The organism is Wujia chipingensis, from assembly GCF_014337155.1.
Lineage (GTDB): Bacteria > Bacillota > Clostridia > Lachnospirales > Lachnospiraceae > Coprococcus_C > Coprococcus_C hominis.
This window is the reverse complement of record NZ_CP060632.1, coordinates 978502-1004075: the sequence shown is the minus strand read 5'-3', so window position 1 is coordinate 1004075 and position 25574 is coordinate 978502. Positions and strand designations below refer to the sequence as shown.

General features: G+C 35.9%; 20 protein-coding genes, 1 tRNA gene and 1 pseudogene. 3 read left to right on the top strand and 19 right to left on the bottom strand.

Annotation, left to right across the window (positions count from 1 at the left end):
* Nucleotides 1-52: 52 nt before the first annotated feature.
* From H9Q76_RS04815 to mtaB, 3 genes are all read right to left on the bottom strand, one after another.
* Nucleotides 53-838 carry a zinc ribbon domain-containing protein gene (locus H9Q76_RS04815; protein ID WP_021984983.1) on the bottom strand — a complete coding sequence of 262 codons (786 nt, stop codon included), beginning with the start codon at nucleotides 836-838 and terminating at the stop codon, nucleotides 53-55.
* A gap of 132 nt (nucleotides 839-970) precedes the next feature.
* Nucleotides 971-1042: transfer RNA gene (locus H9Q76_RS04810), tRNA-Glu, on the bottom strand.
* A gap of 131 nt (nucleotides 1043-1173) precedes the next feature.
* Nucleotides 1174-2496, bottom strand: a complete 1323-nt coding sequence (gene mtaB / locus H9Q76_RS04805) for a tRNA (N(6)-L-threonylcarbamoyladenosine(37)-C(2))-methylthiotransferase MtaB (RefSeq protein WP_196020119.1) — start codon at nucleotides 2494-2496, stop codon at nucleotides 1174-1176.
* Between the two features lie 135 nt (nucleotides 2497-2631).
* On the opposite strand from mtaB, the gene H9Q76_RS04800 reads away from it, so the two are divergent.
* On the top strand, nucleotides 2632-2865 hold the full coding sequence (locus tag H9Q76_RS04800; protein WP_021984985.1) for an HPr family phosphocarrier protein: 234 nt from the start codon (nucleotides 2632-2634) through the stop codon (nucleotides 2863-2865).
* Nucleotides 2866-2925: 60 nt separating this feature from the next.
* Here H9Q76_RS04800 and H9Q76_RS04795 read toward each other — a convergent pair whose 3' ends face one another.
* The 13 genes from H9Q76_RS04795 to H9Q76_RS04740 form a co-directional block, all read right to left on the bottom strand.
* The gene (locus tag H9Q76_RS04795) at nucleotides 2926-3351 is read right to left on the bottom strand and encodes a GNAT family N-acetyltransferase (protein WP_117780984.1); all 426 of its coding nucleotides are present in this window, start codon (nucleotides 3349-3351) and stop codon (nucleotides 2926-2928) included.
* Nucleotides 3352-3383: 32 nt separating this feature from the next.
* Nucleotides 3384-4145, bottom strand: coding sequence for an imidazole glycerol phosphate synthase subunit HisF (hisF, locus tag H9Q76_RS04790; protein ID WP_021984987.1), 762 nt, complete (start codon nucleotides 4143-4145; stop codon nucleotides 3384-3386).
* A 20-nt stretch (nucleotides 4146-4165) separates the two neighbouring features.
* On the bottom strand, nucleotides 4166-4771 hold the full coding sequence (hisH, locus tag H9Q76_RS04785; protein WP_021984988.1) for an imidazole glycerol phosphate synthase subunit HisH: 606 nt from the start codon (nucleotides 4769-4771) through the stop codon (nucleotides 4166-4168).
* 148 nt (nucleotides 4772-4919) lie between these two features.
* The gene (locus tag H9Q76_RS04780) at nucleotides 4920-6161 is read right to left on the bottom strand and encodes a tyrosine-type recombinase/integrase (RefSeq protein WP_249321758.1); all 1242 of its coding nucleotides are present in this window, start codon (nucleotides 6159-6161) and stop codon (nucleotides 4920-4922) included.
* 93 nt (nucleotides 6162-6254) lie between these two features.
* A complete protein-coding gene (locus H9Q76_RS13970) occupies nucleotides 6255-6464 on the bottom strand; it encodes an excisionase (protein ID WP_408646519.1) in 210 nt (69 codons plus the stop codon).
* A 58-nt stretch (nucleotides 6465-6522) separates the two neighbouring features.
* Nucleotides 6523-6846: a hypothetical protein gene (locus H9Q76_RS04775; protein ID WP_249321757.1), complete on the bottom strand. Its 324-nt coding sequence runs from the start codon at nucleotides 6844-6846 to the stop codon at nucleotides 6523-6525.
* 92 nt (nucleotides 6847-6938) lie between these two features.
* On the bottom strand, nucleotides 6939-7499 hold the full coding sequence (locus H9Q76_RS04770) for a hypothetical protein (protein WP_249321756.1): 561 nt from the start codon (nucleotides 7497-7499) through the stop codon (nucleotides 6939-6941).
* A 366-nt stretch (nucleotides 7500-7865) separates the two neighbouring features.
* On the bottom strand, nucleotides 7866-16148 hold the full coding sequence (locus tag H9Q76_RS04765; RefSeq protein WP_249321755.1) for a phage tail tape measure protein: 8283 nt from the start codon (nucleotides 16146-16148) through the stop codon (nucleotides 7866-7868).
* Nucleotides 16149-16211: 63 nt separating this feature from the next.
* Entirely contained in the window at nucleotides 16212-16394 is a 183-nt protein-coding gene (locus tag H9Q76_RS04760; RefSeq protein WP_249321754.1) for a hypothetical protein, read from the bottom strand.
* 223 nt (nucleotides 16395-16617) lie between these two features.
* On the bottom strand, nucleotides 16618-19434 hold the full coding sequence (locus H9Q76_RS04755) for a hypothetical protein (protein WP_249321753.1): 2817 nt from the start codon (nucleotides 19432-19434) through the stop codon (nucleotides 16618-16620).
* Between the two features lie 171 nt (nucleotides 19435-19605).
* Nucleotides 19606-19875: a hypothetical protein gene (locus H9Q76_RS04750; RefSeq protein ID WP_249321752.1), complete on the bottom strand. Its 270-nt coding sequence runs from the start codon at nucleotides 19873-19875 to the stop codon at nucleotides 19606-19608.
* A 166-nt stretch (nucleotides 19876-20041) separates the two neighbouring features.
* Nucleotides 20042-20773 carry an SEC-C metal-binding domain-containing protein gene (locus tag H9Q76_RS04745; RefSeq protein ID WP_249321751.1) on the bottom strand — a complete coding sequence of 244 codons (732 nt, stop codon included), beginning with the start codon at nucleotides 20771-20773 and terminating at the stop codon, nucleotides 20042-20044.
* Nucleotides 20774-21015: 242 nt separating this feature from the next.
* Complete coding sequence (locus tag H9Q76_RS04740) at nucleotides 21016-21189, bottom strand: hypothetical protein (RefSeq protein ID WP_249321750.1); 174 nt, start codon at nucleotides 21187-21189, stop codon at nucleotides 21016-21018.
* Between the two features lie 50 nt (nucleotides 21190-21239).
* Here H9Q76_RS04740 and H9Q76_RS04735 point away from each other — a divergent pair, with 50 nt between their 5' ends.
* Nucleotides 21240-21476 carry a hypothetical protein gene (locus H9Q76_RS04735; RefSeq protein ID WP_249321749.1) on the top strand — a complete coding sequence of 79 codons (237 nt, stop codon included), beginning with the start codon at nucleotides 21240-21242 and terminating at the stop codon, nucleotides 21474-21476.
* A 366-nt stretch (nucleotides 21477-21842) separates the two neighbouring features.
* Here the strand turns inward: H9Q76_RS04735 and H9Q76_RS04730 are convergent, their stop codons facing one another.
* From H9Q76_RS04730 to H9Q76_RS04720, 3 genes and pseudogenes are all read right to left on the bottom strand, one after another.
* Nucleotides 21843-23036, bottom strand: a complete 1194-nt coding sequence (locus H9Q76_RS04730; protein ID WP_249321748.1) for a hypothetical protein — start codon at nucleotides 23034-23036, stop codon at nucleotides 21843-21845.
* Between the two features lie 47 nt (nucleotides 23037-23083).
* Entirely contained in the window at nucleotides 23084-23371 is a 288-nt protein-coding gene (locus H9Q76_RS04725; protein WP_249321747.1) for a hypothetical protein, read from the bottom strand.
* Nucleotides 23372-23859: 488 nt separating this feature from the next.
* Nucleotides 23860-24060 (bottom strand): annotated as a pseudogene (locus H9Q76_RS04720) (cold-shock protein); the annotation flags it as partial.
* 655 nt (nucleotides 24061-24715) lie between these two features.
* On the opposite strand from H9Q76_RS04720, the gene H9Q76_RS04715 reads away from it, so the two are divergent.
* On the top strand, nucleotides 24716-25534 hold the full coding sequence (locus H9Q76_RS04715; protein WP_249321746.1) for a hypothetical protein: 819 nt from the start codon (nucleotides 24716-24718) through the stop codon (nucleotides 25532-25534).
* Nucleotides 25535-25574 lie beyond the last annotated feature (40 nt).

Sequence of the window (25574 nt, the reverse complement as noted above, 5' to 3'; positions counted from 1 at the left end):
GTACGCCTCCGTCAAAAAAATAAGCCGGAAGTTTTTCGCTCCCGGCTTTTTCTTAATCCTGTTTAAACAACTGATCCTGTACCTCTTCGATATCCGGATACCAGACGCCTTTGATCTTGATGAAATCAATATTTACTTCCAGATACTGTCTCTTCACGCCATTGCGATCCTTCATCGTTCCACGCAGTCCAAGCTTCAGGGTAACACCCTCTCTTGCATCTGCAGTCTTACCATGCTCCAGCTGGATCTTGTCGTTGAATGCATTTACCTCAGAAGTGCCCCAGATGGATGTATCAATAATCTTGATCGATGTGTAGTTTGTCTCCTGCACATATGGTAAGATTTCCTCAACCAAGGCTTTGTTTGCTGTTATGTATTCCGGTACTAATGCCTGTAATTTCTCACTGTCATCCTCATTGACCGCTGTCTGGAATGCTTTGACTGCATCCTCATAAGTCTCCGGTCCGTTCGGCTTTAACACAACCTTTGTCACAAACATATAAATACCAAATACGATTGCTGCAAATATGATGAACTTGAAGATCGTGCCAAACACTTTGCCGACGCCGCTTCCGCCGCCCTGTTTCTTGTTCAGCTCTTTGTATTCCTTTACGTCTTCCTTCGTAATCTTGACAGGATCTGTTCCCCCGATACTGTTCCCATCATAGATGTCACCATAATCATCGGTTGGTGTATATGCCCTTTGCTGTACCGGCTTCTTTCCGTTCTCACCTTTCAGCCCAAGACTTGTCTTCATCTTCACCACCGGGCGCCCACATTCCGGACAGATCGTAATTCCATCCTGCACCCTTGCTCCACATGATTCACATACAGCCATATTACTAACCCCTTTCTTCTGTATCATATGTAGTATAGTATATCTCACGGAGGCATTTTCTTCAAGTGATTCTTTTCTTATAAAAGGGAAAATCGCGAAAAAAAAAGGATACAATCTGTATCCTTTTAAAAGCAGTTCGTAGGGGAATCGAACCCCTGTTTTCGCCGTGAGAGGGCGACGTCTTAGCCGCTTGACCAACGAACCATCTTGAAACCTTTGTTACTATAACAAATATATAACATGTTGTCAACAACTTTTTTTAATTTTTTTATTTTTTTTTAATTCATGGCATATTTTCGTAAAGATATACGTCCATATGCCATGATCCAACATCCTTATTTCGACTTCTCCGACCGGTACAAAATATCCACGAATGTATTGACACTCTGCTCGCAGACTTCTCTTGTCGTCTCCTGCTTCACAAGGATATAACGATCTGTGTGTCCCTTCATGACATACGCCGGCTTTCCATCCTTGTCGATACAGTCATACTCCTCCATCAGCACCGGAAGCAGCTCTCCGGAAAACTGTGCTTCAAATGCTGCCTTCTGGTTCGCCGTCAGCTCTAACAGCACATTGCTTCGCTTCTCCTTCACTGCATCGCTCACCTGATGCTCCATTGTCGCTGCGATCGTGCCGCTCCGCTTTGAATATTTAAATACATGCATCTCATAGAGATTCAGCTTCTCCAGATTTGCCACCGTTGTTGCAAATTCCTCCTCGGTTTCCCCCGGGAATCCTACAATCACATCTGTCGCGATCGCCGGACGATCATATGCCTTGCGGATCATCTCGCATTTTTCCATATATTCTTCGATTGTATATTTCCGGTTCATCCGCTTTAACGTCTCATTGCAGGCACTCTGCAATGACAGATGGAAATGCGGACACACCTTATCAAGCGCTGTGATACCATCCAGGAATTCCTCTGTGATCACACGCGGCTCCAGCGATCCCATCCGGATACGCTTAATACCATTCACTTTGGCAACTGCCTGTAACAGCATCAGCAGCGATGCACCATCCTCATCCTCATAGGAAGATAAATTGATTCCTGTAATCACGACTTCCTGTACGCCTTCTACTGCCAGCCCTTCTACCTCCCGCACGACATCCGCAAGCTTCCGGCTGCGGATTCTGCCACGTGTATATGGGATGATACAATACGTGCAGAAATTATTACAGCCGTCCTGCACCTTGACATAGGCACGGCATCGCTCGTTCGGCTTTACGAGCGTCATTTCCTCATATTCGTTCGTGTGATTGATGTCGATCACAACCTCATGCATGGACGTATCCTCATAATATTCACTTAAGATACGGGCAACATCCTTCTTGCAGTTGTTTCCGATCAGAATATCGATGCCTAGATCCTTTGCCAACGCTTCCTCGGCTGCCTGCACATAGCATCCGGCTGCCACAATGACCGCCTCCGGGTTCTTCTTTTTCGCGCGGTGCAGCATCTGTCTCGACTTTCGCTCCGCCATATTCGTGACCGAACACGTATTGACGATATACACATCTGCAAACTGTGAAAATGGTACAATCTCGCATCCATTTTTCTTCAAAATATCCATCATACTGTCTGACTCATATTGATTCACCTTGCATCCAAGTGTGCAAACTGCTACTTTTTTATTTAAAATATTCACATACATTTTACGCAAATTTCTCCTGCTGATTCTTGACTTTTATAGTGTAAACTTTTATTATAGTAACATAGATAAAAAAAGTGCGAAAGATATATTTTTGAGATTATTTTTCGCTTTCATAATATACAAGGAGGTTTCTATATGTTAAAGGTTAAAATTTCTCTCAACTCTATCGATAAGGTAAAGAGCTTTGTAAATGACATCAGCGGTTTTAATGCTGAGTTTGATTTAGTATCTGGTCGTTATGTTATCGATGCAAAGTCTATCATGGGTATTTTCAGTTTGGATATTTCCAAGCCAATCGACTTAAATGTACATACAGATAAGGATACAGAAGATATCATGGCAGCGTTAAAGCCATATCTTGCTGAGTAATCTCATAGTTCGATAGAAAGCAAAAAACCTCCCGGATGGGAGGATTTTTTGTTTTATTCTTTATTTTTCTGTCAGATACTGAATCATACCCGGTCCAAGTGCATCGGTCGGTCGCTGCATAAATCCATGTTTTTCATAAAATGGCTCTCTGCCCTTGGCACACATCAGACATAGCATCATCGTGCTTTCCTCTTCCCGCAGAGATTCCACATACGCTTTTAATTTCTGTATAATCTGCGAGCCAATGCCCTGTGCCTGCACCTGTGGAATCACGATCAGATCCTGAATATAACAGACCACGGCACCGTCTCCAACGACACGTCCCATACCAACGACCTGTCCGTCCGCATCGACCGCTTTTACTTTATACAGACAATTCGCAAGGGCATGTGCCGCCTGCTTGTCTGTCAGTTTCTTCCAGCCAACTTTCTCCCGAAGTGTCAGATACTCTTCCAGAGAAATATCATTTTCAATGAGTGTTATCATGTTTTAAGTCCTTCTTCCACCGTCGTATATCGCTACATACGCATCGGAATTCCACGCTCCGCCAGATATGCTTTGAGATCCATGATCTCCAGCTCCTTGTAGTGGAACAGGGATGCTGCAAGTGCTGCGTCTGCTTTTCCCTCTGTCAGTGCATCATAGAAGTGCTCCTTCGTTCCTGCACCGCCGGACGCAATTACCGGAACGGATACATTTTCGGCAATCAGTCTGGTCAGCTCCACGTCGTAGCCTGCCTTTGTTCCATCACAGTCCATACTCGTAAGCAGGATCTCTCCTGCGCCCATCTTATCTGCCTGCATCGCCCACTCGATTGCATCAAGTCCGGTATCGACACGTCCACCGTTCTTGAACACATTCCAGCCGCTTCCATCTTCTCTTCTTCTCGCATCAATCGCAACGACCACACACTGGCTGCCAAACTTGTCTGCAGCATCACTGATCAGCCGTGGTGTATTGATAGCAGAGGAATTGATACTGATCTTATCGGCGCCCTCACGTAAAATCGCCTTAAAATCATCAACTGTACGGATACCGCCGCCAACCGTAAACGGAATAAATACAGTCTCCGCAACCTTCCGCACCATATCGATCACGATATTTCTCGAATCCGAAGATGCTGTAATATCCAGAAATACAAGCTCATCCGCACCTGCCTTATCATAAGCAGCACCAACAGCAACCGGATCACCTGCATCCTTCAAATTCACAAAATTGATACCCTTTACAACCCTGCCATTGTTGACATCCAGACAAGGAATAATTCTCTTTGTATGCATACTCTCTTCCTCCCCGTCTCTTATAAGTGTATAAAGTTATCCAATATTTTCAGTCCTACCGTCGAACTCTTCTCCGGATGGAACTGACACGCAAATACATTTCCCTTTTCCACAGATGCATGAATCTCCACGGAATAGTGTGTCCGCGCTGCAACATCTGCTTCGTCCTTCGATTTCAGGTAATACGAATGCACAAAATATACATATGGGTGTTCCTCCACACCGGCAAATAATTTTGCGCCCGGTGTGATATCGAGAGAATTCCATCCAATCTGTGGCACCTTCAGATCCGGTGCATCTGGAATCCGTAAAATCTCGCCGTCCAAAATTCCAAGTCCCGTTGCTCCCGGGCTTTCCTCGCTTGTCTTATACAGAAGCTGTAAGCCAAGGCAGATTCCAAGAAATGGTGTCCCGGCATCTACCACATCGTAGATCACCTGATCCAGCTTGTACTCCCGCAGCTTACCCATCGCATCACCGAAGCTTCCCACGCCCGGCAGGATCACCTTGTCACACGATAAGATCAGATCCTTATCCCGCGTGATTACAGCTTCTTCGCCCAGATAATGCACTGCTTTTTCTACACTTTTAATGTTGCCTGCATCGTAATCTAAAATTGCTATCATCGTCTCATCCTCATTGTATTCAAGCATTTTTATTGTGTTATCTTATATTTTAGCCATGTTCAAATGGCATTTCGTTACTTTTTATTACAATCTGTTACATTTCGTTACACATCATAATTAGTAAATATTTAGTACGCTAACTTTCATACTAATTACAAATTAATTGCTTTGCTACTACATTGATCTGTAATAATTGTTCGCTACTTGGTTTTACATCAACATAGTTATCCATCGTCGTTGAAATTTTACTATGTCCTAATATATATTGCAATGTTTTAGGAGGTAAATACTGAAAATTTGTCGCAAAGCTATGTCTGCAAATATGCGGTTCAAATTTTCTTATTGGATTATCTGAATTTGCATTATTAAATCTCTTAATACAGTTTGCCAGATATTCTTCCACGTGTGATCGCACAATCGTTTTTCTACTTCTTGTTGCCAGAAATACAAATCCTTCATATGCATTTCCGCGCTCATCATAACACACAGGCTCAATATCGCCTTTAAGATAGCGATTTTTTAATATACGTTCAAAGCATTCATATACTCCATCCGTCATCGGTATTGTTCGGTATCCTTTAGCTGTTTTCGTTGGCAGAACAACATGCGTATGATTAATACATTGCAACTGTTTTTCTACCTTAATAAGCCTATTACTCATATCAATATTATCAAGCGTCAAACCACATAATTCAGATGCTCTTAAACCTGTCCAGAATAGCACATAAATCATATCATAACAATGTGCGCTATTTGTATCTTTAGAACAGAATTCAAGGAATCTATTCATATCCTCAACAGAGATTGCTTCCATGTTTTTACTATCGCTTCTATCCGTTGTAATTCCGCGGAATGGATTTTTGATAACATAATCGCGATCTATTGCATACTCAAACACCCGTTTTATGAGACTAATTTGTGTCTGAATAGATGAACCCCTGTATTTCTTTTTCATATCAACTAGCCAATCTTCACAATGCTCTGGTTTGATTTTTCCAATCTCCATATACCCCAACTTATATTGTTTGAGCGTATTCACTGTAACATTATATCCAACCTTTGTATTATGAGCTAACTTCTTCCTATTATAAAGAAACTGCAAATATCTATCCATTACTTCTAATAAAGTAAGTTTTGCTCCATCAATATCTATACTATTATCTAGTTGTGCTGTTAGTTCAGCCTCCTTCTCCCGTAAACTCTTCGACGATTTCTTACCTTTTGGTAATTGATCTGTTTCTTCAAGCCTATATGAACTTATTACCCTCTTCTTTCCTAGGCAGTCTGTATAATGATATTCATACCGCTTTGTCTTAGGATTATAATATTCATTATCTCGCAGTTTTTTTCGTGCTGGCTTGTTCTTTTCTGAAACAATTTTATTTGCCATTTTCCAGCCTCCTATCAAATAAAGAGTGCCTTAAATGTGCATCATGTGTCACATTATAGCACACCCAAAAACCTCTGTCTATTTCACATATATCTATATTTGCTCTACTTGATTTAAATAATTTTCAAATTGTTGCCGTTTTATTTTGATTGTTCTTCCAAGAGTTAGATGATATTTGCATCCATAATCTTCAGACACAATAGATCTCAACCGGTGTTCACCAATACCAAATAATTGAGATGCCTCCTTAATATTTAGCAAAAATTTGTTATCCAATGTTGCAATACTATCTATATAAATCATCTCCTTACATAAATTAAGGGCAGAAAATATATCTCTGCCCTTCCACAATTTATTATTTCTATTTTAATGCTCCTTCAAAATCAGCAATAGCTTTATCCGTTGCTTCTTGGAATTTTATTTCTTCCTTTTCCATATATCGCTTCTGCTTCTCTATAAGTTGTTCGTATAATGAACAAAGCCTCTTTGCTTTTTCAATTTGAGCCTTTAATTCTTGTTCATATGACTGGAAAGAAGCAATAGTCTCTTCATTGTGAATGGTACTCATCTCATTTACTTTCCACTGTAATTCCGCATTTTCCTTTCTCATTGCTTCATTTTCCACACGTAATCTATCCACTTCATCGCTAAGTAGGCGAATCTTTTTATCCTTTTTATCTTCCATTTATTCTTACCTCGTTTTTCTTGAAATTAAAAAAGACACCGCAGTTGGTGTCTTAGTTAGTCAAAATAATTATGCTATTTTGAAAAAGATTGCTATTTTTCTTTATTTTTGGAATATAATATACGATTTGACTCGCATAAATGTTTAATATCTTTACAAATTTCACTGTGTGTACTATATATTACTTCTGTTTTGTTAGCTTTAGAAGTGTCCAATATAATAATTTTTGTATCCACATTCCTAAAATCGCATAAAATATTGTTTTTTTTATCCATTATCATATACGATGCTAAAACAATATGCGGTTCATTGGAATAACTTTCATAGTTATGAAGCATTCCTTCGTATATAAAATCATCATATGATATTTTTATTTTCATTGGGTATTGGTTATCCAGAATATCATCCCAATAATATTTATTACCTGTATCTCTTATCTGCAAAAAATCCAAAATTTCTATAATTTTTTTATTTTTTATAATTCTACCAAATACATATCCAAATAATAAAGCAGATATAACAATACATACATTATCTACGTTATATGAAATCGTAATTGGTATCATAGCTGCAATCTTACAATATATAAAGCCAATAACCAACGATGACATTAATGTATTCTCAACGTTTGCAGAATTTTGCTTTAATGCCACAAAATGAAATGTTTTATAAAATATATATCCAGTTACAATATAAATAATTATCTGTGGTAAAATATCAATTAAATCTTTAATATCATCATCCCCAATCTACTTACTTTTTTCTGATCCCTTCTTATTTTTAGGTGGTTTATGAGGCGGTCTTCTTGAAAAAATTTCTTTTGTATCTGCATGAGTACGACTCGATTTTCGAACAGCATGAGATTTATTCAATTGACTTGCCTTACTTTGTGTTCTTGTAGTCATTTATCTTTCCCCAATTCTTAATATAATATACTATTATATACCAATAATCGACAGAATACTATTAGAACATACGTTTATACAATACAGGAGAGTGCCGAAACACTCCCCATAAAATTAGAATCGGTTTATGTCTTTGATACTTTTTCCTGCAACTAAATCAACTGTAGCTGCTTGAAGTACCTTTTGTACCTTAGAATAGTCTTTGACCACACCGATAAGTGCCTGTGCAAACTGATCTGGATTCTGAATACCATCTAACTTGATGTCACCAATTGAAACTGTTACATCGCCACCACGGTTAGTAGTAGCAAATGTATTCATAGTTGGCATTGCATTCTGGTAGAACTTCTCCGGGTTCTGCTTTGCAATATTCCATAAATTATCAGTCATTTCCCGAGTGAATACAGTTGTACCCCTTGTGATTGGAGTTAAAATGCTACCATCAGAACGTCTGATAATTTCCGCACCTTCCTCTTGCGTCCATGCTAAGTGATCGTATGTAGCTTCCTTTAGACCATTCTTATAGCCAATCTGATTACCTTTCACCCAACCATTACCGCCAGCACGTTTGCCTTTGATAATTGCCTGAATGTGGTACGGATAAGCACGACCATTTGCGATTTTGTCAATCTCAAAGTAATCTGGTTTAAATCTGTTGACGTTGCCTGTTGGAGCAGTGCCATAAGAATCATAATACCAATTACCTGTGGCATTAACTCTTGTTCCGACATTTGGTGATGCCTTTGGTGCTTGTGTAGCAGAAGAGTTATTGTTTGCATTTGCTTTCGGAGTTGCTTGTGGTTTAGATGCTGTTGAACCATTAGATGTAGAGCCATTTGCAACACCATTTGGATTATTTGCAGTTGCTATATTCTTATTCGCCTCTGCTTGTGCAATTTGAAGCATCTTGTCTATTGTGACTTGAATGCTATTGATTGCAGACTGCACAGTTGTAGCATAAGTGTCGAATTTTCCTGTGAAGCCAGAAATAACAGTACCTGCATCATTCCATATTGTCTTCATCTGATCGGATATTGTGTATCCTACATCAGAAGTAACAGTTGTAATCGTATCACTGATAGAGGATTGATTTTCATTGACCACACCAATTAACTCTTGAATGAGTATCTCGGTCTGCTCAAATTTTTCATCAATCTTATCGGAATACTCTTGGTACAAGTCGTCAAGCATTTTCTCTTGATCTTCGATGTACTTGTCGTACTCGGCATCAGAAAGTTCCTGCTTTTTTGATTCAATATCAACTTTGATTTGTTGTACTTTCTTTAGTGCTTCTTCCGAATTATCATTTTCATAAACACTTGCCTCTTTTTCAAGTGTAGCCAAATCTTTCGTTTTGCTGGCAATATCTTTTTGATATTCATATAAGTCCTTGGTCGAAGAGAGTGCTTCCTTTTTCTTATCTATGAGATCTTGTAGAACTTCTAAAACAGCATCATATCCATCACGAGCAAGGTCAATCATGGATTTCTTTTCATCGTTAGCTGAAAGTATAACATCTCTCTGCGCCTTAATGAGTTCTTCTTTTCGATCAATCAAATCCTTATTCGCTGGATCTTTCGCAATGTCTGCTTCAATCTTCTTAATCTCACTAGCATATTTCTCAGCTTGTGACATGTAAATATTATACTTAGACGCATAATTACCAAGCTGTGCAAGACCTTCATTTGTAAGTCCTCGATTCAAGTGACCATCGGTTAGATTGTCCCTATCTTCGAGTAGACTTTGTACAAACTCAATTTCGTCTGCAATACCTGTGATTTTATCCTGAACGAGATCGAATAAATCCCAATCAGCCTGACGTATATTATTATAGAACTCTTGAATTGACTTGTTGGATTCTACAATAGAACCGTTGACTTCATCAATCTGCTGTTTAAGATCATACCATGCTTCTGAATATTCTGTTACCTTACCTGTATTCACAAGTTCGTTCAACTCAGAAACCATTTGATCTCTTTGCTGAACTAAGAGTTTGTTATTCTCATTCTCATTTTGAAGCATTGCTTCGTAGTATGATTTTGAGATAATACGACCTTTTGTTTCAGCATAGTCCACCAGCTTATCAAGAATATCATTGGTATCCGTGAATACCTTCTCCATATCTTCAAACTGCGTTACTATGTTGTCGAATTTCTTTTGCGCTAGTTCAGAGAGCGATATATTAAGTTCTTGGATTTTGTCTTGTAGCTCTACAGCTTTTTCGTACCAATTCTGATAATCCTGCACACGATTGTACAAATCTTCATCAGTGATATCCTCAATATTTATTTCTCCGTTACGAACCTTCCGTTTGTAATCTTCGGACAATGCAACACTGTCTGCCTGTTGTAAATATCTCTTATATCCCTGTGTAGCCCATTCGATTTCGTCTGCTGTTTTAGCAATCTCATCATTTAGGGCAGTGGTGCGAAGTGTCCATCCAGAGAATGTATTTTCCTCTGTTTTATTCAGACGAGCAATAGCTTCTTCGCAACGATTTATTTTAATCTCAATCCAATCTATCGTCTCTAAAAATTCATCCGCTTTATCCTGTGCGCTTGAATCATTTGAACCACTTGAGTTAGAGCCTGAACTAGAACCGCTAGAACTATGTCTATTCGTCCAATCGTTATTTGTCCCACCTATAATAGTAGTCTTTGAACCAGTTGATTTACTATAGGCATGTGATAGTAATGTACCATTGACAAATCCACCACCAATAAGTTTTCCACGAATACCACCAATACCGTTTAATAGTTTCTCAGTATCAATATGGTTGAATATTACGTCACCCTTCTTTAGGTTCATAAATTCAGCACCACGCTTACCAATAAGCTGTGCCTGTCCATTACGAACTAATAATTCAGGTGCAACCTCTCCGACAAGAGCTTGTTGATCGTATGCAATCTGTCCATTGCGGACACCATTATTATAGGCATTAGTACCGCTTGCTTTACCGAACATAACTGTTTTTCTTGTCTTGGTATTGCCATGAGAAGTTGTAGTAGTGCCAGATGCACTTGCATTGACTTTGACGTTAAAACTCTGACTATTTAAAATACTTTGTAGATTTGCATGAAAGTTCTCTGACAGTTTCGCCTGTACCTTAATCTTTGCGGTCTGTTTACTTGCCTTAGATACTGCATTATTGAGTGCCTTATCATAAGCTGACATATCAGCATCGACCTTAATACTTGTATCCGAATCTTTTAAGAAACTATCAGGATTGAGATTTGCTAACTGTTCCTTGAATTTATCCGTATCAATTTCAGCATCAATACCGATTTTTGTGAGTTCACCCTGATCCTGTAAATTCTGCAACTGTGTTGTTACATTTGCAAGATGTGTTTCAGCATCGGTCGTATCAATACCAAGTGTTTCTGCCTGTTCTAGCTGTTGTTTTGCAGATATATAAGATTGTAATACCGCTAATACAGTTTGAGAACCTTCTTCGACCTGTGATGCATCAATACCCATAATTGCAGGCTGTTCAAGTTCCTGTTTCTGTTTGAGTAATTGTGCAATAACTGTCTGTGCATCTTTCCAACTATCAGAACCAATTTCAAGCCCATCACGATACGTTTGTAGACTACTAATCTGCTTATTCAAACTATCAACATCTAAATCTGCACTAAAATCAATTTTAACACTTTGGTCTTTTTCAGAAATTCGCTTTGCAGCTTCTTCCGCTTCACTTTGCAAATCGGTTGTATCCGCTAAATGTGCATAAAATTCTATCTCTGGTTGAATTTCCCCGGCAACCGAATCATACTGTTTCCATAATTCCGTTGTATCGAATCCAGCTTTATCTAATTCTTCAATTGTCTTTTTATAATCGGCTAAATCTGTTCTTGCATCAACTGATTTCTGATCAATAGCATTTAAACCATCTACAATAGATTCCGACATGTTATCGAAATTAATATCAATACCTTCTGCTTCTGTCATAGCCAAGAATAAATCTACAACAGCAGAACGAGACATATCTACATCTTCACAGAATTGTTCCAGATTTTGTACGTCTATTTTGAATGTACCATCAGAATTTTTAGTAATTTGATCTGATAGTTGACTAGCATCATCCAAGAATGTATATAAACCAGAAATATCTTCGGTGAAATACTTTTCGGCACGAGTAAGATATTTATCCCATAATGCATCAGAATATTCCAATTCATCATTTGCCGAACCGATATATTCCATGAATGTTTTGAAATCATCTGTTCCCGTCCAACCATTTTCCCATGCTTTACGAGCCGAATCTAACTGTCCTTGAACATATTCGAAATTATCATTATTATCTGGTGTCTCTAGCGCACGTTTGTAATTACTCAATGCAGACAAAGATGCCATAATACTTTGCTCAAGCGCATCATACTGATTGATTTCTTCACCAAGTGCAGAGATATTATCTAAATGTGTAGATAAACTTTCAGACCATCCATCATTATCCTTCTTGAGATTACTAATTTCCTTGCGAAGTGCATCAATGCCCTTATTCTTCGCAGATGTAAGTTTCTTACGGACATTTGTATCTTTTATCTCTGTCTTAATAATATCATTGATAGCCTTTGCTTCTTTTTGGTATTCCTGAACTGCAAACGCTTCTTTTAACTGCGTATTGACAAGTGCTGCTTTACCTACATTTTCAGTATATTCAGCCATATGTTCATTATTGAGAACTACACCAGAATCGGTATACTGAATGACCTTAGATAAATCTCCATATGCAGTTTTTAATGATTCGATGGTTTCAGTAGATAAATAACCATTCTGTGACTGTTCCGACTGTGCAGACTTTGCCGCATCAAAGGCAGTAGCAGGATCAAATTCATATGTAGTATCGTATACACTCTTTTGTGTAAGATACTTCTTCATGGCTTCTTCACGAGTTTCAGATTCACTCATGATTCTATTCCATGTTTGAATTTCTGCTTCCGTATTAATCGAATTTTCTTCGGCAAACTGTAATAGTTTGTCTTTTGATTCTTTCATGACATCCATTGTCATAGGAATAGAGCCATCGGATTTTAATGTCTGGGCATACTTACTAACACCATCCATCAACATCTCATAGTTATCCAGATATTTTTGCATACCAAGATCGGATGCTGTTAAAGGTTTGCCAAGTGCGTCACCTAATACATCATTGATTTCTTGCACATATGCTTCGATACGATTCTTGGATTCTTCCAAACTAATATCATCATCACTGATTGTCAAAGCATCGGTAATAATCTGCTTGAATTGATCGCCTGTATCGGCATTTGCCATTGCTGATTGTAAAGGTACAAGAATATTTGTTTCAATAGCACTTTCTAATTCTTCACCGCTTAAACCACTAAAATCGTCACCTTGAAGAATATCTCCCCAATTCAAACCACTCACAATACTGCTAAGAGCAGATTGCATTTCGTCATTGCCCGTCATTGCAAGGTATGAACCAGAAGAGTTCTGCATCCACATATTGACATATGATGCAAATTCAGCGTTGCTTGTGGATAACTGAGATTCAGCAGAACGCATTTCGGTATTTGCTGTACTAATTATTCCTGCATAATACTGTCTAATCTGTTCCTGTGTTTCCTTAGATAACTTTGCGAAATTGTACTCTGTTGCAGAAGTACCATCTTGACTAATAATAGCATCGGCAATATCAATATTCGCTTTTTCCATATCGGCAAGAAAATCTGCATAATACGTCTGTTTCTCTAATTCAGATTCAAAATTAGAAGCTGGCTTATTATTTGAAACACTTTCGTTGAAATTATCCAACGCTTTCTGGTACTTCTCGATCTTCTCTGTTTGAGTGTCGATAGTATCATTTTGTCCTTTTGCTTCCTTACCGAACACTTTAGATTGATTCTCAAAATATGTGTCGATATTTTTATTTATTTCCTGCTGAGCTAACTGTTGCTCAATTTCAAGAAGATCCTTTAATTTACCTGTAATACCATCTACATTACCTTGTAGATCAAGGATAGCATTGCCATTATCATCATATCCTTTTGTAAGTTGTGGGAATACATCGGCAAGCTGATTTGAAACGTCAAGAAATTCTTTGTATTCATCATCGGATAGACTGATATTTTTACCTGTAAGCTGATTTACTCCCTGTGCAAGTTCTGCATACTTTTTACCAGCTTGATCAACTGTATCTGCATTTTGTTTGATTTCAGATTGCAGCGATTTGATTTTGCTTTGTGCGTCTTGTGCATTTTTCTTTGCTGATTCAAATGCTTCTTCCTGTGCCTGCTTATGCTTTTTGATTGCTTTTACTACCCCGGCAATCGCACTAACTGTCATAACTGCAACCGCTACAGGATTATTCATTACTGCCATTTTAATGTTCTGCCCTAATCCCTTTACTGCAGAAGATAAACTAAATGTGCTTAATGATGCCTTCTGATTGGCAACCGCCTGTTTCTGCGTTGCCTGTGTTAATTCCATTTCCGCTAATTTTGCTTTCGCCTGAGTTTTACTTAGCCCGGTCGAACGAAGGATTCTAACTCGTTCAGATTCATTCAATGCATCATTCGACAATATATGCTTTAGCTGTGTTTCTGTTAAACTCGCAGATACCGCTTTAAGTGTATTTAAAGCATTGGTATATTCTGTTGTACCACTTTGAAGTGTAGACATTGATTTAACTGCACTTAATGCAGTACCAAAATTGCTTGCCTGTATAGCAGATGCCCGGAATGCTGTTGTAACCGTTGTAAGCACTTTAATAATACCGATTGTAAGCAATCCTTTTAAAGATGATTCTACCAGTCCAATACTATTTGCAAACTGCAATGCGGCGTTACCACAGTTTAATAAACCCGTTACTGTCTGACCATTTATTACGGATTGATATGTTTCTGTCATAGAAGCCTTGAAGCGATTTAAGGAAGCCTCACTCGATTCAAGATACTTGTCATATTCTCTTTGTGCAGAACCTGTTGAATGTAAACTTCGTTCGTATATATCCTGTGCTTCGGACATATTATTTAACGTGGCAGAAATTCCACTCGCACGGTTTTTACCTGCTATAAGGTCTAATAAAGCACTCTGATCCACATCTGACATCTGCTGATATACCTTAGATAAATCAACAAAAATATCATAGATTGAACGAAATGTTTTATTATCTGCTTCCAAAATCTTAACTCCACCATTACCATCTATATTAGTCAAACTCTCGATTTTATCAGCTAATTTCGAAGATGATGTATATACGTTTTCTGTACTTTCCCCAAGGGATTCTAACTCACTCTTGCATCCCCGGATACGAAGTGCTGCTGTACGTAAACTAAGTGCCAAGGTATCGGCATTTTGAAACTGCCTATTTCCGGCACTAAGCAAGGCTATAAATTCATCTACACTTGTATTTGCATCAGCAAAAACCGAACCAACTGTTTGTACTCCCTGGGCAATTTCCGCGGACGTAATACTTGCCGTATTTCCGATTTCATTATATTTGTCGATCAATGCGCCAGCCTTATTAACTGCATCTGTAAAACCATCGACATCCTTATATGCCTGTACACCAGAGATAATTGCTTTCGCACTATCTGAAGTTGACATATCACCTACGTTTGCCAGAATGGTACTCTTTTCAGCTAATGCATTAGATTCCGAAAGATTGTATCCCGACTTAGAAAACTCGGTTGCACCTTCCATCAATGATTTTTGTGTTGCGGCAAGATCCTGTGCTTTTTCATTACAGCGTTCCAAGTATTTGTCATAATCGCCCCTTGATAGTTCATCATTTACCTTTATCAAATCAGTAAATGCTTTATCAAGATCCAATGCTTCATTCCATGCATTTTTTAACTGTCGCGATAACATCATTACTCCGGCTGTACCCGTGAATAATTCGGTTGCTCTTCTAAAGGTCTTTTTCACTGAATCTCCCAGTGTCAAACCGCTTAGATTTGTGGCTTTTGCTTCAGATCGCATAGCCGATAATTGCATTCGAAGATTTTTGATTTCTTTATTTGACGTTGCCAGCTTTGCATTGTCTAGCAACGAAGAAAATTTTGAAGACATTTCAGCGTCTTTGAATAGTTTAGAATTTTGTTGACCAAACACACGAATATCATTAATCAATTTATCCTTCTTCAAAGAAGTACGAAATTGAATTGTATTCGCATCTGCGGTCTTTTGTGCTTGTTTTGCACTCTGCTGTACTGTACTTGTGATATTTTTTGTATTTACCTTACCATTAATATCAACCGTGGTTTTTAATGATGCCACATCTTGCTTTAATTGTGCGCTAGTCTTAGCTTGATCCAGAGTACCAACCAAGGGAACTTTTATATCTCCAAGATTTTTAGCATCTGATTCAATTTGTTGTTTACTTTTGCTGTGTAACTTTGCTGTAAGATTGACTATAAAATTATTGTCACTCAATGTGTTCCTCCTTATGTTAATTTTAATCGGTTAAATGTGGCAGATATGCCATGAAAATAGACTTTAAGAATTTGTAAGATAATCCTTTAATCTCTCAAACAGATTAGGGTATAAATCGAATTTTCCTGTTTTGAATTTAGATAAAATACTCGGACTAATATTGATCATTTCCGAAATATATGTCTGTTTCTCTCTTTTCAGACGTTCTTTATAGAGATTTCTTAATTCTTCTTGTGTCACTCTCATTCCTCCTTCCTATAAACATTTCTTGCAAACAAAAAGGCAGTATTTTTACTGCCCTAAGTAAATTGCCAGGCGTGGCTAGTTGGCTTGCTCATTTTATGAAGAAACTACTCAGCTTACGGTCTTTTCGCTTCTCCATAAGGGAAACAAACTTATCTCCAAAAAAGAAATAAATCTGTCTCTCCATAGGGAAATAAATGAAAACCCTTGTTTTTCTTGGGAAATGTCAACTTTCGGGTGACTTTTTGAACATTTCTAAGAAAAGTTCCATATCTTTATCATGTAAAACAACCAACAGACTATCCCTTATACTTTCATTATTAATTGCATATCGTACCAGATATTGCATAGTCGCCATATTAATTTTTCTTCCAGACAATTCTTCCATACATGCATCAAATGCCATGCCTTTGTTATTTGAATATGCTTCATCGTTTTTATCTAGCTTAGATACTGCATTCTTATACTTCTCAACCGCATCAATAATTACCTTCGATTGCCTTTTGTTTCTTATTTTATCTTCCGATAGATCAGCTAATAACTCCACATCTCTAACTGTCTTTACTTTTTGACAACCACGTGTACGCATGTCTACAATCTCTTCGCCAATTATCTGATATAGAATATCCATCGGGCAATCATAAAATCGAACATCATTATCATCAATATTCTTTTTCTTCCCTTTTTTATGCTTATCCTTTAGTTTCTGCAACTCCGCATAAAACCGCGGGTACCTTGGATCAGGATTCATACATGCTAATCCTTGTAGTCTCGTTAGTTCTCCTGCAACAGTAACATCAAAATTCCGCTTCGCACTATCAATACTACATTGTGCCAATACAGAACAAATGATAAATATATCCTCCAATTCCGTATCATTGCATCCTCCATCAAACCAATAGCTAAGGGCTAATTGCGCAATATTACTCGATACCCCGGTATCTGCCTGTGCCTTTGCAATTTGATTATCCATTTTTGCATATGATTCCATCTCTTTATAATAATCACTTTTCGCAGCACGTGGAATATTATTTATGATTGTGGGGTACTCCACATATGCTTTTCTCGCAAGTTCCGCTATATCCGGCTGATTTGTAGCATACAATGTATCACTATCCAAGTCCTGTGAATTAAGCCGATCTTGTACATCTGTTCCAATGCCATTTATAACAATGATTTCTCGCCCAAGATCAGGGAAATACTTCACCAATTCTTTCGGATACACATTTTCTAAATACACAATATTGTTGGGCGAATTATGCGGATTCCGAAACCCGGCAATTCTATCTCCTTCGGCAAACCGCCTTGTATAACATTGTATTCTATCATCATAAGTTTCAAAGCATCCCTCATTTATAAAATCCTGCCCCGTAACTTTTTTCAACAATGCAATTGGATTTCCGCATATTGTAAGGTTGTCTCCATTTTGAAACAGCTTACCTAACTGCAATCTCTCACGCTTTAATTTGCTGATTATTTCTCTCCGCTTCTTCTTGAAATATTGGGTATACCGAAATTGATCATTCCAATTATATAAGTCAATCAATACATTATTGATACTGTAATAAGCAGAGCCGGTTATTCTAAGATAATTCAGAAATGCTTCATCGTCCTGTTTTAATGCATTGCAATAATCAATGCTTGTTTTCGCAATAGATTTCAATTTTTCTCTATCTAATGTAAGTAATGTATTATTCATCTGGAATGAACTTCTCTGTAAATCACCATACTTACTAGCATGTGCAGTTTTTACAATCTGAAAAATCTCCCCATCTCGTTCCATGAATGATTTGTAATACCGAAATCCATTTTCAACAGAACCTGATTTACTCATATATTCAGTAAACTTTAACCATTTCAAAGAATTATCCGTGACAATAACCTTTATATCTGATATCTTCATCTTGCGTCCAAACAGGTCTATTCCATCATCAATATAGGCATTCTCATATTCATCTTTATAATAGTCTTGGAAATATTGTTGAAGATTACCTTTGAACAGACAGCTTTTGAAAAAGTGACTTCTGCAATAAATAAATCCGTTCATATCTGCCGGGAAAATTGATGAATCTATCAACCCCATACCATCCCATAAAATATTAGAGATTTCCCATTCTTTCTTTTTCTCTACTACACATTTATTATGTTTCTTTCCATCTGTATAATCTACTTCCTTCATAGGGCATCGACTTATATCTATCCCATAATCTTCAAATATCTGTTTCGATCTTTTAATATATGTCAAGTCTGGATTTTTCTCTTGTGTCCTTTTATATGTAGTAAATCCATATTGATTTAATGTCGGTTCAAATGCCTTAAAATCCTTCACTTGTCTTTTCTTAGAAACAGCATTTACAACACATGCCGTTTTCTTACATGCAACAGATTCATCCTTAACAACCAGCATATTATCAAGCGGAATATGAATATAGTCTATCGCTGTTGCGGTTATCAAAGGAGCATATGCTGATAGTTCTACAATCTTGGCACCCTTCATATTGGGGATTCTCTTATACAAACCCATCGTAAGATATTTAATCATATGGTTATATAATTTTTTCCTGATAAAAATACATTCACCCTTTTTTGCTTTACCCGGATTTCTATATAACATTCTATATGTTATAGTTTTCCGCATACCTACAATTTCTTTTTCTGTTTTCTTATCAATTGTTTTCCATGTAATTGTTGCATCGTTTTCATAGAAATATTTCCTAAGTGAATCAGCATCCATTGCCGGTTTAATATTCTTCTCATCTGAACTATCCTTATCAACGCCATATTCAAACTTCATTAGAATAAAATCAAGACTACAATCTTTTTTATTTACTGTTACACCATGCATTCTGGCATACTCTGAAAAAATGCTCTCATTAATAACTGCTGTTTTATAATCAATGAACGAATCAACATATTCATCTTTATCTTCCTCGTTTGATTTATCTTTTGATAAGAACTTATATCCATTGGCTACTCTATAAACACTCGCCGCTTGAACACTCCGCACCTTGATCATTTTTCTCTCTGTATTTTGTATTTTCATCAACCTCCACTCTGCTATATTTTCATACTCTATTTATTAGGGAAAACAGACGATATTTAGACCTATTTTGAATTTTTTGATAGCCGGTATATAAATGTGTACCCCTGATATAAAAATGAATTTTATATGCCTTTTCGTGCATTTTAACCCTTTATATACAATCAATCTAAGCTAACTTGAAATCACGATTTCTTTGGCTTTATTTTGCTTCCATTCTGCTAAATTGATAATCTGTGCCGGTTGTCTTCGGCTACATATCTTAATTTGAAATTCGTCCAGTTCCAAAAAGTCAAACACTTCATCGCCCGGCACATTACACAATGCAACTTCCTGTTCCATTGCTGTAATTGTCATATCAGACATAGATATATCCGTGACCGTATATACCTTATCCAATATCCGAATATATTTTATTTTTGTTATATTTGTTATTGAACTCACCTTACCCTTCCTGCTTTAACGTGTCCTATAATACTCTACCGCCTTTCTTAAATATATCCTTCTATATATAATATTCTCCATCTGATTTCTAATTTTGCATAAAAAAATACCAACCATCGAATATTGACGGTTGGTATTCATTATATAAATTCATATATCTATTATGTCATTGCAATTTCCTTGTAAAATCATAATAAGCATCATTTTTGTCATCTCTAATTCTTCTAAGCTTTTCCATTGTAAAATTATACCATGAATCATCCAAGAAATAAGCAAACCAATAAAATAACGGATAGGTTCTTTTTAATATTGCTTTCGTTGTATCTCCACTATGAGAAATAATACTTGCTTCGTTATACATTTTATATTTTTCTTCAAAATCATATTTTTTATTCTTTATAATTCTACATTCTTCTGTTATCCCATATCCCCTGCATATAGATGGGCGTACATTATAAATACTGCACTTATTATTATCTAAAAAAATACATGCTGGTAAATCAGGGGGATTAATTGAATCTTTAAAAAAAGATTCATCTATATTATCTACTGATTTCGGCATAAATTCGTTAAGTTTCTTTATTATTTCTGGATGAACTTTTTCAATATGCTTTTTAACCGCCTTTGCTTTACTAATATAATCATTTATATTTATTTTTCTATATATTAATTCTTCCAATATTTGTAGAAATTCACTTTCAGAAATAAAGAAATAGTCATTGCAACATTGTGAACATCCCTTTCTACAATTATTACATATTCCTTTTTGAATACAAGCATTATTGTACTCATTATATGCTCTATATATATTTGCTAATTTACTTTCACCATTAATTCTGTAATGACATTTTTTATATTTGATTCCGCTTCCACAGAAGCATCTATCGTTACGTTCCATTAAAAATCCTCCATATTGTATATCTTAGATTAAGAATACCACAACAACCGCCAATATTCAATTTTCAATGTACATTTATGACCTAATTTGAAAGTCTGTTTCATCAGGGGCGCCTGATAATACTTCATTTTTTAATTTTTCATTATTGGAGTTGAGAACTTTTGCACCCATGCGATGTGTTTCTTTTCCAACACCTGCAACTTGAGCTAGTTTTTTTGTTGTATCAATACGATTTTCGACCTTTACAAATTTGGTAAACCTTGATTTTGTTCAAATCTTTCTGAACGTCTATCTCCACCACTAGCTTGTTTTAAATTTTCTCTAGCTTGCTTTTCATACAATGAACGATACTTTTCAGCTCCGGCAATTCTCTGAATAGGAGATAAGTTACGTCTACCAAGCTGAATATCAAGCATCCATTCTTGACAGATATGTTATACTTTTTATAAAAGAAGGAGGTGGAATTATGAATGGTCATAATTTAGATTTTGACGAGCATTATCCCGTGGTAACAGATTGGAACGATTTAAGCAATTGCCCCTTTGCACGAAAATATTGGGTTAATCCATCCAATGTAAATCAAGAAAAAGATTATGAAAAGGGGGACTTTTTACGGGTATACTGTGATCATGATTTACGCTGGTGTGATGCTGAATTTGGATATGATTGTTGTCAAATTTGTACTGATCACCTAAACGAATAATTATCTTAATTGCGCTTTCTTTGCTACTTTCTTTGGCGCAGGCTTTTCACTTAGCGGAACCGCAATCTTTGATTGCGTTGTGTAGCTTAGTAGAAAAGGATGGTTTCAAAGAAAGTAGGATATATTAGTGGGAACATCCCACACCCTGTTAGTCAGCCAGCTTATCTTGCCGCCCCGGAGGGCGTCAATCTAATCTGTCCGCCTTTTTCGCTTGTGTGTCCTGTCAATTGCTTCGCACAGCTCGCAATATGCCAGTCCAACAAAGCGAAAATCATCTCTCTTTATTACATATTCTCTTTTAACGGTGGCACCCCGTAAAGCCTTGATTTTACTACATTCTTTCTTGATTTTAGGAAGGTCAACTTCCTAACTTACCTTCTTATGCTGATATTGCAAATTCATATTCATCCAATCAATCAGCAAATTTCTCATTCGCATACTTGGGATATAAATATTAATGGATTCCCCTTTTCGGATTCTACTTCTCCATATCCACTGAATCATTTCTGATAACCCATATAAATCTTCATTTATGCTAATTCCTCTTTGCAGGAAAAATTGAGTTATCCCCGGATGCAAATATACATTTACGCAATATGCCAAATTGTATGTGTCTGCATATTTATTCGTTGAACGGCAATTATAACTCACAAATTGACTTGAATACCCCTTGCCCTTCAGCTTTGCTTTATAGTCTTTAAATGTAGTCCACATAATGTTATCCGATTTTGCATTGACAATATTGGAAAAATAGTTATATAGATTCTTTTTGATTTGTTTGATACCATCTTGATTTATTCTTGCCTTAAACCAAGTGACCGATAGACCATTGATTTTTTGATATATATTATCATTCAGTTTACCATCATAAATATTAATCTTATCTAAGAAAACTGATGTATCTGGAATGTAATAGTTCGTAAGCTCATACTGTCCATCATTTTCCGAAATACTCTTTTGCTCATAATCAATTTTATACAAGTTAAAATAATTTTTCAAAATGCTTGCTTCAAACAAATATGTAAGTATATACACCTTATCAAATAATTCAAATATTTCAGGTGGATATCTCCATAAAAGTAATTTTTGATTAATATATATAAGGCTTCTGTTGTCCGCAAGTATTTTTATGTCATTATATTTTGTATCATAATTCAACTTTTCTTTATTCCATACAACAAAACCATCTTCATCCACTGTTACACAACCACTATCTTTCAGTAGTTTCATATCATCATTTCGAATATTATCATATGGTTCAACAACATTTAAGACCTCATCCAAGATCAATGTATAGTGACCCTTTTTGATATTTTCCCGGCTTTCTTCATCAAGGTGTTTGAACAGCTCATGTGTTGAAGCTATATCGTCTTGACAAGCTAACATCTCATTGATTGCTCCTAATTTACCATTTCCCTTATTTATCGGTTGCTTAAATTCCCTATCCGTATTTTCAATAATACGTTCTACCTCATCTAAAAATGGTGTTATATAGAGAAAATTATCAAACTTCTCTCTGTTAATATGTTGGATGCTCCAACTGGTTTTTCCTGATCCCATAAGGGAATCTACTACTGTAATTTTGCTAATAATTCATTCCTCCAATCTTAAATCCCATATCCTTCTTCGTTCCATCTATCACACTGCTGCTTTGCCGATTCATAATCTGTAAACATCCGATTTTCCTTTACTTTTCCATGATTTTCGATGTTATAGCATAGTTCATCTTCACCATACAATTTGTGCATATAGAAAATGCACAATACTTTCAATGGCTTGTCTTTCTTTGATTTCACAACCCATTTGAATCTTTTCTTCTTGCCGTTTATATAACATTTACGCCCCACCAAATGTACTTCCTGACCTACGTCGAATTTATTGTCAATCTGAATCATTTTTTTCACCTCTCTTTCAATTTAATTTAGGCACACCACCATAAAGGTAATGCGCCTGTCTATCCGTACTATATAAGTAATCAGTATCTTCACTGATAATTGTTTTAATAAAAGGGGATTTATACGCATCTACATTAGATAACATAGTAACCAATCTCATTCATTGGCAGACTTGCTACTCTCACCGTAAGTATATCTCTGTTAATAATATATTCTCCACTCGGAGATTGATTTTACTGATTTGATTATTGAGTCATACCTTTACAATATTCTTTTAAATTTGGCATTCTCTTTAAATTACGCACAATGCTAATTGCATCATCAATTTTAATAATATCTTTCTCTAACTCTAACATTTGATCAAATTGTATCAGTTCATAATTAGAATCTAATAAACATATTCCATTCTCATAATTCTGTTTTATAATATTGACAAATTCTTCTGTTAATTCAGCTTGTGTCATGTCATTGTATTTCTTATTATTAGAAATTCTCTTGACATTTACCGCTTGTGTCCTACCGGTTGTGTCTTCTCCAATTTCAAATTCCACAATGTCATTCTGATTTAAAGACTTCCGACCTTCCGTAGTAATGTTGGAGTAATGCACAAATACATCACTTCCTACTTCATCTGTGATAAATCCATAACCTTTTGCATCGTTGAACCACTTAACTTTTCCTGTTTTCATTTCTTAAATTCCTCGCTTTTTGTTATTTTTCTTCCATGATATAAGGCAGTAATGAGAAAATATCTCGTAATTCCTTTTATCATTCAAACTGAATGACCTCTATATTATTGTTCTCTCTTTCCTTGCATAATCTAACGCACATTCTTCCATCAGGATTTTCTATGTGATATAGAATTTATTTTTTAATTATCAAGGTACATATTCTCAAAATTTTAATGGAAATTGTTGAGTGATATACTCAAAAGACTTTTTATTTGAATTGAATAAATCTAATATATCTGCTATAATATGTTTTGCATAATATTACATATGTACAGATGAAAGTCTGTGCAAACATTGGATATTGCTAGTATCCAATTTGCTAAGTCGGATTTGCTAGATCCGACTTTTTTATTTCCATATCTGAATAGTAACACCTTGTTTCTCATCCGTCAAGCATTTTATACATTTTTTTGCAGAAATATTGTATTTTTTTTATTTTATTGTATGTTTTAAGTTGTATAAATATATTTTTACCGCATAAACATCCATATTTTTTATTATTATTGTATGGATATATTGTTTTTTTGTGTGTGGCGTATTATAATTGTATATATTAAATTGTATAAAATAAGAAATTCCATATAATTATCTTGTAGAAAAAGAGGTCATACAAATGCCATTTGCAAAAAAAACACCTAGATATAATAAAATGCAAAAATTATTTATTGACGGAAAAGAAATAACTTTAATAGAACATCTTCAAGAATTACGAACAAAAAATAAAATAACAAAGAAAAAAATATCTAACATAGTTAAACAAAACGATACCTGGTATTCTCAAATTGAGCGAAACGGAAAAAATGGTGATGATAATCGTCAAAAAACTATTTATAAACCTGATTTGATTAATATAATATCTATTGTTAAATATGGTGCAAATAATATATCTGAATTAGGAAATTATAAAGCGCAAAGCGAAGTATATCTTGACAAAATAATAAAAGCTGTACCTCTTGAAGAATCCTCGATTCCTCTGGAATGGTATCAATTGCCTAATTCAAGAACACCTGAAGAACAAGAAAAACTATTTGAATCTTTGATGGATTCTATAAATACATCACTACGTCAATCATTTTATAATCTTAAATACAATGACAAAAATGATTATTTAAATAAACTTAAGGAAATTAATGCCTCATTAAAACTTGACGTATGTTTTATTATTTCACTTGCAGGACTTCCATTTTCGGAATTTTTATATGAAGCAGATCAAAATAGAATTGACACTTTATTAAAATCTATCATGGAAACAATGGATCATAGAGAAAACACTTCAACAGAAAACAATACATCCACTAATTATTTTTATTATAATGAAATTTTAGATAAAATAAAAAATTATATTGAAATTGCCAAATATACAAGAAGAAATAGTTTTGAAATTCTACCTGTTGATGATATGTTTCCTAATAATCCTAATCCCCCAAAATGATATTTATATATCAAAAGTTTTATATAAAGGTCTGGCATAA